Here is a 15,594-nt window from a genome sequence, read left to right as displayed (position 1 = left end):
CCACTCCACCGGTTTCATTCGCCGGTGCCCGGCGGCCATCACGACTTGAAGGGAGAACTGCGGAAGTAGACGCAAGACCGGTCGGATTCGAACCGACGTCCTCCAGCTCGATGCGTGGGCGCGACGACCTCTGCGCTACGGCCTTGCTGGCGGCGATCATACCCACACGGCGGCCGGAAATCGATCACCAGTTTGGCCGACCGATTGCGTATCGACTACCGCACCGATCCCGGGCCGGTCACCCCCCGCGAGGTGGACCGAGTGGTTCCGGACAGGTTTTCGAAGGCGTGAACCCCCACCCGGCGGGGCGGAAGCTCCCATTCTGCTTGATGCCGCGGCAGGGGCGGGCGGAGGCGGGTGGCCGAATTTCGACCACATGTTCCTGATTTGCGAAGCCCTGACACACCGTCGACATCTCCGTACGCTACGGTAACTTGACTGTCCGTTATTCCCCGGACGCCCTTTCAATCCCTCTGTCAACCACCGTCCGGGCACTCCCATGCCCTGGGCGGACCGCCACGGAGAGCGACACACATGAGCACCACCGCACACAGCCGAATAGAAGCCTTAGGCGTCTGCCTTCCGGCAGCAGTCCAGACCACCCCGCAGCTCGCCGCCCTGGTCCCGGGGCTGGGAGACGTCGACATCGAGAAGATCACCGGGATCACCGAACGCCGCGTGTACGACCCCGAACCGGCGTCCGGCGAGGACTCGTTCGGGATGGCCCTGGCCGCCGCCCGGGACGCGCTGGAGTCCTCCCGCTACGGGGCCGCCGACCTCGACATCGTCATCTCCGCCTCGATCACCCGTTTCAAGGACGGCGACCGCTTCACCTTCGAACCGTCCTTCGCCGCCATGCTGGCCCGGGAGCTGGGCGCCCGCTCCGCCATCCACTTCGACGTCTCCAACGCGTGCGCCGGGATGATGACCGGGGTGTGGCTGCTCGACCGGATGATCCGCTCCGGTGCCGTCCGGCGCGGCCTGGTCGTCAGCGGCGAACAGGCCACCCGCGTCGCGCAGACCGCCGCACGCGAGATGACCGACTCCTACGACCCGCAGTTCGCCTCGCTCTCCGTAGGGGACTCGGCGGCCGCCGTCGTCCTGGACGTCTCCACCGACGCCGCCGACCGCATCCACTACATCGAGCTGATGACCTGCTCCGAGTACTCCCACCTGTGCATGGGCATGCCCAGCGACCGCACCCCGGGCATCTCCCTCTACACGGACAACAAGAAGATGCACGACCGCGACCGGCTCAAGCTGTGGCCGCGGTTCCACGGTGACTTCCTGGCCAAGAGGGGGCGGGCGTTCGCCGGTGAGGAGTTCGACTTCGTCATCCAGCACCAGGTCGGCACCCGTTTCATCGACTACGCCAACCAGACGGCCGAGGCCGAGTTCGCCGCGCCCATGCCCACCTCGCTCGCCGTGGTGGAGCGGTACGGGAACACCGCCACGACCTCGCACTTCCTGACGCTGTGCGAGCACCTCAGGGCGGGCAGCGCCCGCCCCGGGGCCAAGTACCTGCTGGTGCCCGCCGCCTCCGGCGTGGTCACCGGCGCCCTGTCCGCAACGCTCACGAACGTGGGGGTGTGAGCCATGGGCATGGTCATCACCGCAGCCGCCACCGTCCTCCCCGACCCGTCCGCACCCGCCTCGGTCGTGGACCTCGCGGGCCGGGCGGCCCGCGGCGCCCTGGCCCGGGCCCGGGTGCCGGCTTCCTCCATCGGCACCCTCATCAACGTCGGCGTCTACCGGGAGCACAACACCTTCGAACCGGCCATGGCGGCCCTGATCCAGAAGGAGGTCGGCATCAACCTCGACTACATCGCCGACCCCGAACCGGCCGCCGGCTTCTCCTTCGACCTGATGAACGGCGCCTGCGGCGTGCTCAACGCCGTCCAGGTGGGCCAGGCACTGCTGGACACGGGAAGCACCGAGCGGCTGCTCATCACGGCCGCCGACGTCCACCCCGGCGGCGACGCGCGCCTCGACGCCGACTACCCGTACGCGGACCTGGCCGGCGCCCTCCTGCTGGAGCGCAGCGCCGACCCCTGCGCCGGGTTCGGGCCGGTGCGCCACTACACCGCCGACCGGCCCACCGATGTCGAGGGCTACCTCGACACCGGCACCATGGGCCGGCACGGGCGGACCACGATCACCGTCCGGCGCGAGCCGGGCCACGCGGAGCGGCTGGGCGAACGCGCGGCGCGTGCCGCCGCCGACTACGCGCAGGAGTTCGGCATCGACCTCGACCGGACGCTGGTGATCGGCCCGTCCACGGCCGTCGACGACGCCGGGGGCCGGGGGGAGCCGCACACCGCGGCGCCGGTGCTCGGCTACCTCCGGGCGCTGGAGGACGTACGAAGCGACGCCTGCGACCAGTTCCTCTTCGTGTCGGTCGGCGCCGGCCCCAGCGCGGCCTGCGCGCTCTACCGGCCCGAGGGACGGTGAGCACCGTGCCGCGGACAGGGTTCACCGGCGGCCTGGACGACGTGGAGCGACCGGCCACCGTCACGGGCGGCGTGGCCGGGTGGCTGGAGCTCAACGCCCGTGCCTTCCCCGACAAGCCGGCCGTCATCCACCCCGACGGCCGCGGCTCCGGCGGCTACGACACCCTCACCTACGGCGAGTTGCAGCGGTCCGTCGAGGACCTGGCCCGCGGATTCCGGCGCGCCGGAATCACCCGGGGCACCAGAACGGTGCTGATGGCCCCACCCGGGCCGGAGCTGTTCGCCCTCTGCTTCGCGCTGTTCCGGGTCGGGGCCGTGCCCGTCGTCGTGGATCCCGGCATGGGCGTACGGCGCATGCTGCACTGCTACCGGGCCGTGGGCGCCGAGGCGTTCATCGGGCCGCCCCTCGCCCAGCTGGTGCGCGTCCTCGGCCGCCGTACCTTCGCCGGGGTACGCGTGCCCGTCACCCTGGGGCGGCGCCGGCTCGGCCGCGGCCACACCCTGGCCGCGCTGCGCGCCACCCCCGCGACCGGGAGGACCGCGGACGCGGACGCGCCGGCCGCCGGGGACGACGACCTGCTGATGATCGGCTTCACCACCGGAAGCACGGGCCCCGCCAAGGGAGTCGAGTACACCCACCGCATGGCGCTGTCCATCGCCCGCCAGATAGAGGCCGTCCACGGCCGCACCCGCGACGACGTCTCGCTGGTCACCCTGCCCTTCTACGGGGTGCTCGACCTGGTCTACGGATCCACCCTGGTCCTCGCGCCGCTGGCGCCCGCCCGGGTCGCCCAGGCGGACCCGGTGCTGCTCGTGGACGCGCTGGAACGTTTCCGCGTCACCACGATGTTCGCCTCCCCCGCCCTGCTGCGGAACCTGGCCGGGCACCTCACCGGCCCCGCCCGCGGCCGCCACCCGCTGCCCGACCTGCGCTGCGTCGTCTCCGGCGGGGCCCCGGTGCCCGACGCGGTCGTGTCCGCGCTGCGGGGCGTGCTCGACGAGAAGGCGCGGATCCATGTGACGTACGGGGCGACGGAGGTACTGCCGATCACCTCGATCGAGGCGTCCGAGATCCTGGGCGACGACGAAACCGACGCCGGTCCCGAGCGCGCCGGGACCGGTACCGCGGTCGGCGGTACGGCAGCCGGTGCCGCCGCGGGTGAAGGCACCTGCGTCGGCCGGCCCGTCCCCGGCACCCGGGTGGGCATCGCCCCCGTCACCGACGGCCCCCTCGCCCGCTTCGACCCCGCGACCGGCCTCCCGGCCGGGCACGTCGGCGAGATCCTGGTCCAGGGCGACTCCGTCAGCCGGCGCTACCACCGCGCACCCCGGTCCGACGCCGCGCACAAGGCGACCGAGGACCGGCCCGGCGGCGAAGCGCCCCGCGTCTGGCACCGGACCGGCGACCTCGGCCACCTCGACGCCGAAGGACGCCTGTGGTTCGCCGGGCGCGCCGCGCAGCGGGTCCGTACCGGCCGGCAGGACCTGTACACCGTGCGCTGCGAGGGGGTCTTCAACGCCCACCCGCTGGTCCGGCGCACCGCCCTGGTCGGCGTCGGTCCGGCCGGCGCGCAACGGCCCGTCGTCTGCGTGGAGACCGAGCCCGGGCCGGACGGGGCGCCGCTCGGCGAGGGGACGTGGACGCAGCTGGTCGCCGAACTGCGCACGATGGCCGGGGCCCACGCCCCGACCACCGGCCTCCAGGAGTTCCTGCGCCACCCCGGCTTCCCCGTGGACATCCGGCACAACGCCAAGATCGGCCGCGAGGAGCTGGCCCGCTGGGCCGAACGGCAGCAGGCCCGGACCGCGTCGTCCCCGGGCCGGCGGGCGGTCCGGATCGTTCCGCTCGCCGGATGGGCGTACCTCGTCGGCGGAGCGGTGTGGGCCGCGGCCGGGGAAGTCCCCGACGTCCCGGTGCTGCGGTGGCTGTGGTGGGCCGACGCCTTCCTCAGCATCGGCGTGCACGCCGCGCAGATCCCGCTCGCGCTGCCGCGCGGCCGGGAGGCCGGACACGGCACCGCCTCGGTGGTCTGGCGGACCATGCTCTACGGCGCGACCTGGTGGCGGGCACGGTGAAGATCCTGGTCACCGGAGCATCCGGATTCCTGGGCGGGCACCTGGTCGACGGCGCCCTGCGCCAGGGACATCAGGTCCGCGCCCTGGTGCGCCCCGGCGGTGACGCCGTACGACTGGCCGCCCTCCCGGGCGTCGAGGTCGTCACCGGCGACCTCGCCGACGGCGGTTCGCTCGCGCGGGCGGCCGAAGGCTGCGAGGCGGTGCTGCACAGCGCGGCACGGGTCGTGGACCACGGCAGCCGCGCGCAGTTCGAGACCGCCAACGTCACCGGAACCGAGCGGCTGCTGGCGGCGGCGCGGTCGGCGGGGGCGCGGCGGTTCGTGTTCGTCTCCAGCCCGAGCGCGCTGATGCGGGTACGGGAGGGCGACCGTCTCGGCATCGACGAGAGCACCCCGTTCCCGGAGCGGTGGTTCAACCACTACTGCGAGACGAAGGCGATCGCCGAACAGTACGTACGGTCGGTCGACGGTCCGGAGTTCACCACCTGCGCCATACGTCCGCGCGGCATCTGGGGGCCGCGCGACTACGCCGGGTTCCTGCCGCGCATGGTCGACGCCATGCGGGCGGGCCGCCTGCCCGACCTGTCGGGCGGCAAACGGGTCCTGGTCTCGCTCTGCCACGTCGACAACGCGGTGGACGCCTGCCTGCGGGCCGTGTCGGCCCCTGCCGAACGGGTCGGCGGCAAAGCCTACTTCGTCGTGGACCGCGAGGAGACCGACCTGTGGCCGTTCCTGGCCGGGGTCGGAGCGCTCTTCGACTGCCCGCCCCCTGCCCCGCGCATCCCGCTCGTCCTCGGCCGCGGGCTGGCCGCGGCGGTCGAGACGGGCTGGCGGCTGCGCCACCGGTCCACGGACGGCGGCACGGAAACGACTCCGCCCCTGAGCCGCTACATGATGGCCCTGCTGACCCGGTCCGCGACCTACGACACCACCGCCGCCCGCCACGACCTCGGCTACGCGGCTCCGCGCACCCGGGCCGACGGCGTGCGGGCGCTGCGGGAGTGGGTGACGGAGGCGGGCGGCGTCGCCGCCTGGACCGCCGGCCCGGCCACCTCGACCGGCGCCGCCGCGTCGGCCCGCCCCGCACCCGACCACACCGAACGAGGGAACAGGAAGTCATGACATCCCAACCGGTCGATGCCGGTGCCCGTGCCGCCGCAGACGCCGCGGCCCCGGCAGGCGCCCGCTACCGGCGTCCGGTGTCCCCCACCGAACGCCTCTACCTCGGCGCCGGGGACGCCCGCGGGGCCATGGCCCTGCGCATCGTCGTCGAAGGCGACGGCGTACCCGACCCCGAGGACCTCCGGGCGGCCCTCGCACGGGCCGCCGAGTCCTGCCCGGGGTCACGGCTCGTGCGCGTCGGGGCGGTGTGGACCGCCGCGGGGCCGCCACCGCCGGTGCGGTACGAGGTGCCGCGCCCGGGCGCGTACGCCGACTCGGCGCCCGGGACGTTCGAGCTGCCGCCCGGGCCGTCGCGGCGCACCGAGCCGCCGGGCTGCGAGGTGCTGATCGTGCCCGGCGCGGCCGGGACGGCGAGCACCACCGTCGTCTTCAGCGCCTCGCACGCCGTCATGGACGGTCACGGCGCCCTGACCTGGGTACGGGAGGTCTTCCGGGCCCTGCGCGGCGAGTCCGCCCGGCCCGCCCTCGACACGGACACCGACGCCGGGCTGCTGCGCCGGCTCGGCAGCACCGGGCCGCGGCCCGCACCGGCGCCTCCCCGGCGCTCCCCGCTCGGCCCGGACGGCGGCGGCCGCCGCCGTCCGCTGCGGACGCTGTGGCTGCGCCGCACGCTGCCGGGCCGCCGTCCCGCGCTCACCGCCCGCCTCGCCCAGGCCCTGACCGACGCCGCACGGCTCGACACCCGGGTCATGGTCCCCGTCGACCTGCGCCGGCACCGCCCCGGGATCGCGGCCACGGGCAACCTGAGCCTGCCGCTGTTCCTGGACCTGCGCCCCGGCGAGGACTGGACGGCCGTGCACACCCGGCTGCTGACCGCCCTGGCCGGGCACCGCGAGCTCGCCGCCGGGTTCGAGACGGCCCTCGCACCGCTGCCGCTGCCGGTGACCGCGGCGCTGCTGCGGACCGCCCAGGCCGTGGCGTCCCGTACCGACCGTCATCTCGCTTCGGCCGTCGTCTCCCATCTCGGGCGCCTGAACGTGGCCGAATTCTCCGGCGGCGGCTTCACGGCGGCCACGGCCTACGCGCTGCCGGTGCACGCCCCGCTGGTCCCGCTCTCCCTGGTCGCCGCCGAGAGCGGCAGCGCGACCGAGATCACGCTCGGCGTCCGCGGCGGGGGCCCTGACCTCGCCGCCCGCGCGGCGGAGTTGCTGGACACGGTCCTGGCCGGGCTCGAAGCCGAGGACACGGCCGCGGGGGTCCGCCCGGCCGGAGCGGACGCCGTGGCCACGGGCCCCGCCGCTCCACGGGCAGAGCGCCCGGCTCGGGCCGTCCCGGCTCCGGCGGTCCCGGCCCCGGCGGTCCCGGCCCCGGCCGACGACCCCGACCCCTTGGTGCCCGGGCTCACCGTCGTGGACGCCTTCCGCGCCCAGGCCGCCCGCAACCCCGACGCGCCCGCGCTCGACGGGCCCGAGGGCGTGGTCACGTACGCCGAACTCGACCGGCGCTCCGACGCCGTCGCGGCCGGACTCCGACGGCGCGGCATCGGACGCGAGGACCTGGTGGGACTGGTCGTCGACCGCACGCCCGCCGGGGTGTGCGCCCTGTGGGGCATCCTCAAGGCGGGCGCCGCCTGGGTACCACTGGACCCCGGCCATCCCGGCGCACGGATCCGGGAGATCCTCCGGAGCTCCGGCACCGCTCTCTGCCTGACCCGACGACACCTGGCCGACGGCCTCGCCCCCTTCGTACCGGGCACCCTGATCGCCGTCGAGGACCTGCTCGACGGACCTGTCGACGGACCTGTCGACGGACCTGTCGACGGATCCTGCGCAGCGGCCGATGTGCGGCCCGCGGACCTCGCGTACGTCATCCACACCTCCGGCTCCACCGGCCGCCCCAAGGGCGTGCAGATCGAGCACGGGAGCCTCATGGGGTTCGTCCGCTGGATGACCGGCGTCTGCCGGGTCACCGGCCGCACACGCTTCGGCTTCACCTCCTCCTACGCCTTCGACATCTCGTGCTTCCCGCTCTTCCTGCCGCTGCTGGCGGGTGGTACGACCGTCCTCTCCCCCGGCGCGTCCTCGCCCGCCGCCCTGCGCGGGCTCGTCACCGAACACCGCGCGGACACCCTCGCGCTCACGCCCTCCCACCTCGCTCTCCTCGGCACCCCGGGCAGCGGCCCCGCGCACGGCCTGCGCACCCTGCTGCTGGGCGGCGAAGCCCTCACCCCCACCGCCGTACGGTCCGCGCACACCGCTTTCGGGTCCGATTGCCAGGTGGTCAACGCGTACGGGCCCACCGAGGCGACCGTCGCCGTACTCGCCCACACCGTGGCCGGCGGTGAGGACGGCGCCACCGTCCCGATCGGCCGACCCGGCCCGTACGCCCGGGTCGACCTCGTCGCCGAGAACGGCGAGAGCATCGGCTGCGGACCGGGCGACACCGGCCGCACCGGCGAGATCGTCGTCCGCGGGGTCCAGGTCGCCCGCGGCTACCTCGGTACGTCCGGCGCCGGTCCTTCGCCCTCGCCCTTCAGCACCGGCCCCGACGGCGTCCGCGCCTACCGGACCGGTGACCTCGGCCGCCGACTGGCCGACGGGACCGTCGAGTTCGCCGGGCGCATCGACGAGCAGGTGAAGATCGCCGGGCACCGCGTGGACCCCGCCGAGGTCGTCGCCGCCCTCGAAGCCCACGCGGCCGTCCACCGCGCCGTCGTCGTGCCCCGCCACCGCCCGCACTCCACGGCGACCGTGCTCTGCGCGTACGTACTGCCGCACGCCGGTGGTCCCGCGGCGGGCGAGGACCTGGGCCGCGCCCTGCGGACCGAGCTCACCCGGACGCTCCCCGCCCACCTCGTCCCCGCCCATGTCGTCGTGATCGACTCCATGCCCAGCACGGTCAGCGGCAAGGCCGATCTGGACGCCTTCCCCGACCCGTTCGCCCCTTCCCCTCCGGTCGCACCCGCGCCCGTACACGCGCCCGCACCCGTCACTTCGGAAGCGCGGGTCCGGCACCACTGGGCGGAGATCCTCGGCGTCGACGGCGCGCTGCTGTCGGCGGACTCCGACTTCCACGCCCTCGGCGGCGATTCCCTCGCCCTCGTCGAGATGCTCACCGCCGTCTCCTCCGAGCTGCTGACCCCCGATCAGGCCCAGCGGTTCACGGGCCGTCTCGACTGCCTCGTACGCGACCTGACGCTCGCGCAGGTCTGCGAGCACCTGGCCGCCGCCCGCGAGGAGGTGTCCGCATGATCTTCGTCGGAGAGGGAGCCCTGCTCCGTCGTGCCGTCACCCACGCGGCCGGCCTCGGCCACCCGGTCGACCTGGTCTGCTCCGCCGACCCGCTGGACGCCGTGGCCGCCGGCGCGCCCCACCTCGCGGCGGCGGACGTCAACGCCCACGCCGGCACGCTGACCCGGGCCTGCACCGACGGCATCGTCTGGTCCCTCAACAACAAACAGATCTTCCGGGAACCCCTGCTCCGGGCCGACGGCCCGCGCATCCTCAACATCCACAACGGACTGCTGCCGCGGCATCGCGGACTGCCCTCCGTGGCCGTCCTGTTCGCCCTGCTGCACGGCGACACCGAGTACGGCGCCACCGCGCACGAGGTCGACGCCGGGATCGACACCGGTCCGGTCCTGGCCGAACACCGCTTCCCCATCGGGCCCGAGGACCGCTACCACCAGGTCATGCTCCGCGGCATCCGCGCCTGCCAGGCCCTGTTCGAGCGGATCCTCCCGGCGGTCGCCGCCGGAAGCGCCCACCCCGTACGCGCTGTGACGGCGGAGCCGTCCGCGTACTACGGCCTGCGCGCCCTGGACCGGCTCGACACCTACCGCGACCACCCCGCCTACCCTCGCGCCACCGACCTCGGCCCGTTCGCCGCCCATGCGCCGGAGCTCACCCGGGCGCTGCTCCGGCCGTCCTCCGCACCGGAGCCGGGGGCCGCGCAGCCGGGCGGCGGCTCGCGGCACGGGTGACGTGCGGCGGGTCTCGGGCTCCGCTCAGCCCCGCCGGTGCAGCCCGAAACCCGTGCGGCCGGCGGACTCCAGTCCCTCCTTCAGGTGCAGGGAGGGGATCTCGTAGTCACCGAAGTTCTGCCGCCGGTACGCGATCGGCTCGGTCGACTCCAGGGTGAGCAGGCGCTGCTGCCGGGTGAATCGGGCATGGAGTTGATCGTGTTGTCCGCTCCCCCGGCAGTCCGGCCGAGGACGGCCTGCGCCTGCTCGCGGGCCTGGCTACGGATGACGCCGCCGAGCGCGGGCCGCGGCGTTCCGCAGCCGTTCCCTCCCGGGGCGCCTCGATGTGACGTCCGGCCCGTCCGGAGCGGGCGACCGGAATCGGCGGACGGAACAGGCGGACGGATCGCAGCCTCCCACCGGGTCGGTCACACTCCCGCGCCGACCCCTGCGCCCCGCTCCGCCGACGCCGGAAGCGGGCCGCCGGACATCGCGCGGGCCATCCACCCGGAGGAGCGCAGGGTTCGCGCGACGAACGCCCCGCGGCTCACCCCGAGGGCCCGCAGAGCCGGACCGTGGTCCACCGCGACGAGGGCGGCGGCACCGCCCAGCAGTCCGCGCCACCCGGCGGTCACCGCCCGGCGGGCGGGCCGGGGCAGACCGGCGAGCCCCTCCCGCAGGCGCAGGCAGTGGAAGGGGACGTGCCGTTCCTCGTCCGCCAGGATCCGGCCCGCGACCTCCGAGGCCAGCGGGTCGGTGACGCCGTCGCGCAGGGCCTGGTAGTACGCCAGGGCCACCACCTCGGCGATCATCAGAACGAGCAGCTCCACCCGCAGTCCGAGCAGCCGCCGGACCCGGACGAAGGCGGCGTCGCTCCAGTGCCCGTCGAGGGTGCCGGCCCCGCCGGCCTCCAGCAGCAGCTTCAGCATCCGCGCGTGGTTCTGCTCCTCCGCGATGAAGAGCCGGACCGCCTCGGAGTAGACGGGATCGCCCGCGAGGTCGGCCTTCCCGGAGAGCGCGGAGCCGTCGCCGTCCTCGCCGACCTGGAACTTCTGGATGCTGCGGACGATCTCGGCCGGCAGCTGCGCACCCTTCCCCCAGGCGGGGTCACCCAGCGCCGCCCTGCGCTCCCGCTCGGCCTCGAACTCACGCACCCATGCACCGTACTCAATTTTGATCACGTTCAAGAATCTAGCAATTGTTGATCGCGTTCAAAAGTGAGGGAATGTCATGACCGCGTAACAGAAGGAAGCGGACCGGCGATACCGCGTCCGCTGCCGGAAGTTCGGCGGGCGTCGGCGGCCGTCGACGTGACCTCGCGCCGCCCACGTCCTTGCCGCGGCGGTCGAACTCGTCGACGATGCTCCCAGGCCGCGCCCCGGCCGTCCGGAACCCACCGGACCCGGCCGGGGCAGGGAAGAACAGGGGAGACAGTGACAACGAACAGCATTCCGAAGAAGCGCCCGATGGTCGCGGCGGCACTCATCCCGCTCTTCGTGGTCGCCGGGCTGCTGCTCGGCCCTGCGACGACCGCCTCGGCGGCCGCTCCGGCCGCCCGCCAGGCCCCTGCCGCGGCGGCGCTCCCGCACAGCGGTCTCCTCGCCAGCGCGGGCGTGGCGACCGGTGTCCACACACCGATGTCGTCCCAGGCCCGGGCCGTCACCGGGAAGAAGAAGGGCAAGAGCAAGAAGAAGAGCGGGCTGTTCAAGAAGCTCTTGATCATCCTGCTCGTCGTGATCGTGCTGCTCGTCGTCCTGTACGTGGTCCGCCCGGCCCTGCGCCGCCGGTCCGCCTGACGCCCGGCTCCGGGCGATCTCCGAGGGCAGAGGCGCCCAACGGGGGCAGGGGGTGGCGGGGTTCGGGTCAGTTGTCGGCAGGGCCGGGCAGCCGACGCAGTTCGAGCAGAGCCACCGAGATCTTCACCGCGGTGGAGATCGTCAGGGCCTGAAGGAACGGCATACCCGTCAGCCACAGAGCCACCATCATGACCGTGAGCACCAGGAACGCCGGTAGCAGATTGGTCCGCGTGATCGCGGTACGCAGGTGCACGGCTCGGCTCCTAGGCTGATCCACCGTACCGATCGGGCGCGTGGCGACGCCCTCCTCCTTGGCATGCGGCATTGGCTGCGGCCCTTTCCTCGCGCTGGTCTCCGGGAACGAGCCTCCGGTCCGCCCCGGCGAACTGCCACCGCTGCCACCCCGCCCCGCCGCCATCCGGCGTCCTCGTTCACCTCACCGGCCCAGGTGCGCCACGGTGATCCGAGGGAGCCATACTCGATGCAGCGCTGCCGCCGAACGGGGGTTCGGGCGGGGCGGGGGAAGTGGGTCGACGGACCCACTGCGGAGGGGGAGGACGGATATGACCGCGGACATCACGGAGCAGGCTGAGCAGGCCGAGCAGGCCCGGGGCCGGGCCCGGCGCGAATGGCTGCTCTCGGGGGCCTGGGCACTGCTGGGGCTGGTACTGCTCGCACTCTCGGCTGCGGTGGGCAGCCTGATCACGGGACAGATCGCCGACGAGGAGGCGTTCCTGAGGGCTCAGCCGTGCGCCGGAGCGCGGGAGGTGCCGGGGACGGAGGAGGACTGCCTGCGCACGATCCGTGCCACCGTCCGCTCCGCGCAGGACGCCAAGAGCGGTTCCAGGGGCGCGGACGTCTTCCGGATCACGCTGCGGGCCCCCGTCCCGGCCCCCGCGGACCAGCCGTTCGACCTCACATCGAACGGCGATCTGGCGCAACTCGTCGAGCCCGGCGAAGAGGTGGAGGTCACCACCTGGCGCAACGTCCAGGTCTCCGTGCGCCAGGACGGAGTGACGGAGACGCTCCCCGGGCTGCCCGACGAGGCCACCATGTATGTCGGACTCACGCTGATCGCGGTCTGGACGACGGGGCTGGTCTTCATCGCCGCCTTCGGCAGTGCGCGCCGGGCCCGCTGCCACGCCACCGGCCGTCCCGTCACGCCCCGGGTCGGCTTCGGCCTGGCGAAAGCCCTGCCCATCGTGGTCGTACCGCTGGCCGTGTCGTTCTTCTCCCTCACGATGTGGGACGCGTGGACGGCCGCGGGCATGGCGGTGGCCATCTGGGCCCTGATCGCGTTCCCCGCCACGTTCGCCGCCCTGCGCTGGGACCGCGACCGCTGACGCACACCCCGCGGCGGGGCCGGCGCCCGGGAAGGGCAGCGCGGCCCCGTTCGGCGTCGCAGGCCTTCGCCCTTCCGATCCGGTGCGGTGGTGGAGGTGACCGTCAGACGGTCGGCCGAACGGGGTCACCGGCCACCTGCCGCAGGGAGGCGGCCAGCCGGTCGCGGGCCTCGGTCTGGGCGGCGATGCGCTCGTCGAGGACCGCGAGCCGTTCCATCGCGACGCGTAGGCCCGTCGCGGAGGGCGTCGCCGCCGCCACGTTCCCGTCCAGACACGGGGCGAACACACGCACGTCGTCCAGGGTGAGCCCGGCGACCAGCAGACAGCGGATGTTACGGACGCGCACGACCGCCCGCTCGTCGTAGACCCGATAGCCGTTGGGGGCCCGCTCCGAGGAGATCAGTCCCGCCTGTTCGTAGTGCCGCAACGCACGGGCCGTCGTCATGGTCGCCTTCGCCAGCTCGCCTATCCGCATCTGTGCCACCTCCGGTGGCCACTCCTATCACGCCACAACAGCCCCGCCGTCGACCGGGAGTACCACGCCGGTCACGAACGACGCGCCGGGCGCGGCAAGCTGGGTGATTGCCCAGGCGACTTCCTCCGGCCGGCCGATCCGGCCCAACGGGGTGTGCGCCAGCTGCCACGCGCGCACCGCTCCCACCTGCTCGGGCGTCAGGCCCTGGTGCTCGCCGATCGGGGTTTCGACCGCGCCCGGGGCGACCGCCACCACCCGGACCCCCCGGGGTGCCAGTTCCACCGCCCAGCTCCGGGTCAGCAGTTCCAGCGCGGCCTTGGTCGCGGCATAGACCGAGCTGCCCGGCCAGGCCCGCTGGCCCACGGAGGTGCTGACATTGACGATCAGCCCTTTGGTGCCCTCCAGCGCGGGCAGCGCGGCTTGCGCCAGCAGGATGGGGGCGACCAGGTTGGTGGCGATCTGAGGCGCGATCGTCTCCGGCGTGAGGGCGCCGAGGGCGCCGCTCCGTACGATGCCCGCGTTGTTGACCAGTACGTCCAGCCGCCCGTACGTCTCCCGCACCCTCCGGACGATCCGCTCGGGCTCGCCCTCGGCCGTGATGTCGGCGACCAGCGGCGTGATCCGGGCCCGGTCGGACGCGGCGGTCTCGCCCAGTGGTTCGGGCCGGCGTCCGACCGCGATCACGTGGGCTCCCTCGGCCGCGAAGGCGCGGGCGGTGGCCCGGCCGATCCCGGTGCCGGCCCCGGTGACGAGGACGATCCTGCTGCTGTGCCGTTCGGCGTCGTGGTCCATGCCGACATCGTTCAACCCTGCCGCCAGTGGCAAGGTCAAACACCCGGCTCGGGAACCTCGCCGGAGACGCTGACAGGATGGCCGGATGTCACTCTCCTCCTCCGCTCTCGCGGAACTGTGGTCACGCGGGGTCGCGGCCAACCCGGGCGCCCCGGCCGGCGTTCTGCTGCGGCTGCTGGACCCGGCCGTCGCGGAAGCACGGCGGATCCTCTGCGAGGAACGCGGCCTGCCCCAGGAGGTCATGGACGCGGTGGTCGCGCACCCCGAGTTCAGGGTCCGCCGGTCCTTCGCCCGCAACCCCCACGTCCCGCCGGCCCAGCGCGGCCGGCTGGTCGCGGACCCCCACGATCTGGTCCGCGCGCAACTCGCCTCAGGTCCCCACCCGCGCCCACGCCAACCCGCACCGCTGCCCGACGACGTCCTCATCGCCCTGCTGACCGCCGAGGACGATGATCCCCAGCTGCTGACCGCCTCGGAGATCGTGTGGGAGCTGCTGGGCTCCTTCCAGGTGACCCTCGCCTTCCGGTACAGGATGCTCGGGCACGAGCATCCCGCACTGCGGTCCCTCACGACGGGGTTGTGGTCCTGGCTCACCCCGGCGCAGCGGGAGGCCCTGCTGACCGACCCGCACCCGGACGTCCGGGCATCCGCCGGGCACTACGTACGGAGCGCGGACCCCGCGGCCATGGAGGCGGACCTCCCGGAACGCGGCCACGCCCGGTGGGTGATCCTCAACAACCACGCGCTGTCGGACGCGGTCGTCGAGGCGTCCCTGGCCGATCCGCAGTGCCGGTGGTCCATCGCCGGCAACCCGTACACCCCCCGCGACGCCCTCGCCCGGCTCGCCCGTGACGCGGACCCCCAGGTCCGCGAACGCGTCGCCCAGCGGGCCGACCTCGATCCCGCGCTGTGGGCGGAGCTCGCCGAGGACCCCGACGAGCGGGTCCGCACCCGTGCCCGGGTACAGCCGCTGCCCCGCACCCGGGCGCAGTGCCTGGCCGTCGACCACGAGATGGGCGAAGGCGAGAACGACTGCACCTGCCCGATCCTGGAGCCGTACGAGGAGCCGGACCTGGACTGGTACCGGGCGTGCGCGGTGTCCGAGGAGGTGGCGCTGCGCCGGGCGGCCGCCACGTGCGCCGCACTCCCCTCCGACCTGGTGGCACGGCTGGCGGAGGACCCGGACGAGAGCGTGCGCCACCGGCTGGCCTCCTGCCACCCCCTGGCCCCGGCCGAGACCGTCCTCGCGGCATTCGTGGCCCGCCCCCGGCAACGCCCCCACCTGCTCGTGCAGTCCCGGCTGCCGCGGACCGGCCTGGCCCACCTGCTCGGGCACGAGGACCCGGAGGTCCGGGCGCTGGCGGCCGCCGATCCGACCGGGCGGGCCCCGGTCGAACTGCTGACGGACCCGGACCCGCGCGTCCGCCGGGCGGCGGCGTCCAACCCGCTGTTCTCCGGAGACGCCCTGGAGAGACTGCTCCAGGACCCGGCGACGGCCGAAGGCGCCGCGGCGAACCCGGGGTTGCCGGCCGTACGCCTGCACGCGCTGCTGGACGCCGTCGGCCTGCCGCGCTGACCGG

The 15,594-nt window shown here is 74.2% G+C and carries 13 protein-coding genes and 2 pseudogenes; 9 read left to right on the top strand and 6 right to left on the bottom strand.

Features of this window, described 5'->3' with window-relative positions; all coding sequences use genetic code 11:
- Positions 1-72 precede the first annotated feature (72 nt).
- Positions 73-145, bottom strand: a pseudogene (locus Sspor_RS38125).
- A gap of 389 nt (positions 146-534) precedes the next feature.
- Here Sspor_RS38125 and Sspor_RS38120 point away from each other — a divergent pair.
- Genes Sspor_RS38120 through Sspor_RS38100 form a run of 6 tightly spaced genes read left to right on the top strand, consistent with a single transcriptional unit; the run spans position 535 to position 9,629 of the window.
- A complete protein-coding gene (locus tag Sspor_RS38120; RefSeq protein ID WP_202203201.1) occupies positions 535-1,593 on the top strand; it encodes a 3-oxoacyl-ACP synthase III family protein in 1,059 nt (352 codons plus the stop codon).
- Positions 1,594-1,596: 3 nt separating this feature from the next.
- On the top strand, positions 1,597-2,451 hold the full coding sequence (locus Sspor_RS38115; protein WP_202203200.1) for a beta-ketoacyl-[acyl-carrier-protein] synthase family protein: 855 nt from the start codon (positions 1,597-1,599) through the stop codon (positions 2,449-2,451).
- Between the two features lie 5 nt (positions 2,452-2,456).
- Positions 2,457-4,526 carry a fatty acid CoA ligase family protein gene (locus Sspor_RS40890; RefSeq protein WP_237404211.1) on the top strand — a complete coding sequence of 690 codons (2,070 nt, stop codon included), beginning with the start codon at positions 2,457-2,459 and terminating at the stop codon, positions 4,524-4,526.
- Complete coding sequence (locus Sspor_RS38110) at positions 4,511-5,647, top strand: NAD-dependent epimerase/dehydratase family protein (RefSeq protein WP_237404210.1); 1,137 nt, start codon at positions 4,511-4,513, stop codon at positions 5,645-5,647. Before Sspor_RS40890 ends, Sspor_RS38110 begins: the two co-directional genes overlap by 16 nt.
- Entirely contained in the window at positions 5,644-8,898 is a 3,255-nt protein-coding gene (locus Sspor_RS38105) for a non-ribosomal peptide synthetase (RefSeq protein WP_202203198.1), read from the top strand. The genes Sspor_RS38110 and Sspor_RS38105 overlap by 4 nt, the downstream gene beginning before the upstream one ends.
- Positions 8,895-9,629 (top strand): formyltransferase family protein, encoded by a 735-nt coding sequence (locus Sspor_RS38100; RefSeq protein ID WP_202203197.1) that lies wholly within the window; start codon positions 8,895-8,897, stop codon positions 9,627-9,629. The genes Sspor_RS38105 and Sspor_RS38100 overlap by 4 nt, the downstream gene beginning before the upstream one ends.
- Positions 9,630-9,653: 24 nt before the next feature.
- Here Sspor_RS38100 and Sspor_RS40885 read toward each other — a convergent pair.
- Positions 9,654-9,800 (bottom strand): annotated as a pseudogene (locus Sspor_RS40885) (NAD(P)H-dependent oxidoreductase); the annotation flags it as partial.
- Between the two features lie 236 nt (positions 9,801-10,036).
- The gene (locus Sspor_RS38095; RefSeq protein ID WP_372499560.1) at positions 10,037-10,762 is read right to left on the bottom strand and encodes a ferritin-like domain-containing protein; all 726 of its coding nucleotides are present in this window, start codon (positions 10,760-10,762) and stop codon (positions 10,037-10,039) included.
- A 279-nt stretch (positions 10,763-11,041) separates the two neighbouring features.
- On the opposite strand from Sspor_RS38095, the gene Sspor_RS38090 reads away from it, so the two are divergent.
- On the top strand, positions 11,042-11,404 hold the full coding sequence (locus Sspor_RS38090; RefSeq protein ID WP_202203195.1) for a hypothetical protein: 363 nt from the start codon (positions 11,042-11,044) through the stop codon (positions 11,402-11,404).
- A 67-nt stretch (positions 11,405-11,471) separates the two neighbouring features.
- On the opposite strand, the gene Sspor_RS38085 is transcribed toward Sspor_RS38090, so the two are convergent.
- Positions 11,472-11,657, bottom strand: a complete 186-nt coding sequence (locus Sspor_RS38085; RefSeq protein WP_202203194.1) for a hypothetical protein — start codon at positions 11,655-11,657, stop codon at positions 11,472-11,474.
- A 310-nt stretch (positions 11,658-11,967) separates the two neighbouring features.
- Here Sspor_RS38085 and Sspor_RS38080 point away from each other — a divergent pair, with 310 nt between their 5' ends.
- On the top strand, positions 11,968-12,747 hold the full coding sequence (locus Sspor_RS38080) for a hypothetical protein (RefSeq protein WP_202203193.1): 780 nt from the start codon (positions 11,968-11,970) through the stop codon (positions 12,745-12,747).
- A 103-nt stretch (positions 12,748-12,850) separates the two neighbouring features.
- Here Sspor_RS38080 and Sspor_RS38075 read toward each other — a convergent pair whose 3' ends face one another.
- Together Sspor_RS38075 and Sspor_RS38070 are read right to left on the bottom strand one after the other, a co-directional pair.
- The gene (locus Sspor_RS38075; protein ID WP_202203192.1) at positions 12,851-13,222 is read right to left on the bottom strand and encodes a MerR family transcriptional regulator; all 372 of its coding nucleotides are present in this window, start codon (positions 13,220-13,222) and stop codon (positions 12,851-12,853) included.
- A 27-nt stretch (positions 13,223-13,249) separates the two neighbouring features.
- Positions 13,250-14,014 carry an SDR family NAD(P)-dependent oxidoreductase gene (locus Sspor_RS38070; RefSeq protein ID WP_202203191.1) on the bottom strand — a complete coding sequence of 255 codons (765 nt, stop codon included), beginning with the start codon at positions 14,012-14,014 and terminating at the stop codon, positions 13,250-13,252.
- An 85-nt stretch (positions 14,015-14,099) separates the two neighbouring features.
- Here Sspor_RS38070 and Sspor_RS38065 point away from each other — a divergent pair, with 85 nt between their 5' ends.
- On the top strand, positions 14,100-15,590 hold the full coding sequence (locus tag Sspor_RS38065; protein WP_202203190.1) for a hypothetical protein: 1,491 nt from the start codon (positions 14,100-14,102) through the stop codon (positions 15,588-15,590).
- Positions 15,591-15,594: the final 4 nt, after the last annotated feature.

Source organism: Streptomyces spororaveus, assembly GCF_016755875.1.
Lineage (GTDB): Bacteria > Actinomycetota > Actinomycetes > Streptomycetales > Streptomycetaceae > Streptomyces > Streptomyces spororaveus.
Note: the sequence above shows the minus strand (reverse complement) of the source record. Positions and strands in the feature narration are given on the sequence as shown.

Excerpts from the sequence above, each read along its gene's own strand:
- Sspor_RS38120 (WP_202203201.1), top strand. The coding sequence starts at position 535 with ATGAGCACCACCGCACACAGCCGAATAGAAGCCTTAGGCGTCTGCCTT.
- Sspor_RS38115 (WP_202203200.1), top strand. The coding sequence starts at position 1,597 with ATGGGCATGGTCATCACCGCAGCCGCCACCGTCCTCCCCGACCCGTCC.
- Sspor_RS38105 (WP_202203198.1), top strand. The coding sequence starts at position 5,644 with ATGACATCCCAACCGGTCGATGCCGGTGCCCGTGCCGCCGCAGACGCC.
- Sspor_RS38100 (WP_202203197.1), top strand. The coding sequence starts at position 8,895 with ATGATCTTCGTCGGAGAGGGAGCCCTGCTCCGTCGTGCCGTCACCCAC.
- Sspor_RS38080 (WP_202203193.1), top strand. The coding sequence starts at position 11,968 with ATGACCGCGGACATCACGGAGCAGGCTGAGCAGGCCGAGCAGGCCCGG.
- Sspor_RS38075 (WP_202203192.1), bottom strand. The coding sequence starts at position 13,222 with ATGCGGATAGGCGAGCTGGCGAAGGCGACCATGACGACGGCCCGTGCG.
- Sspor_RS38070 (WP_202203191.1), bottom strand. The coding sequence starts at position 14,014 with ATGGACCACGACGCCGAACGGCACAGCAGCAGGATCGTCCTCGTCACC.
- Sspor_RS38065 (WP_202203190.1), top strand. The coding sequence starts at position 14,100 with ATGTCACTCTCCTCCTCCGCTCTCGCGGAACTGTGGTCACGCGGGGTC.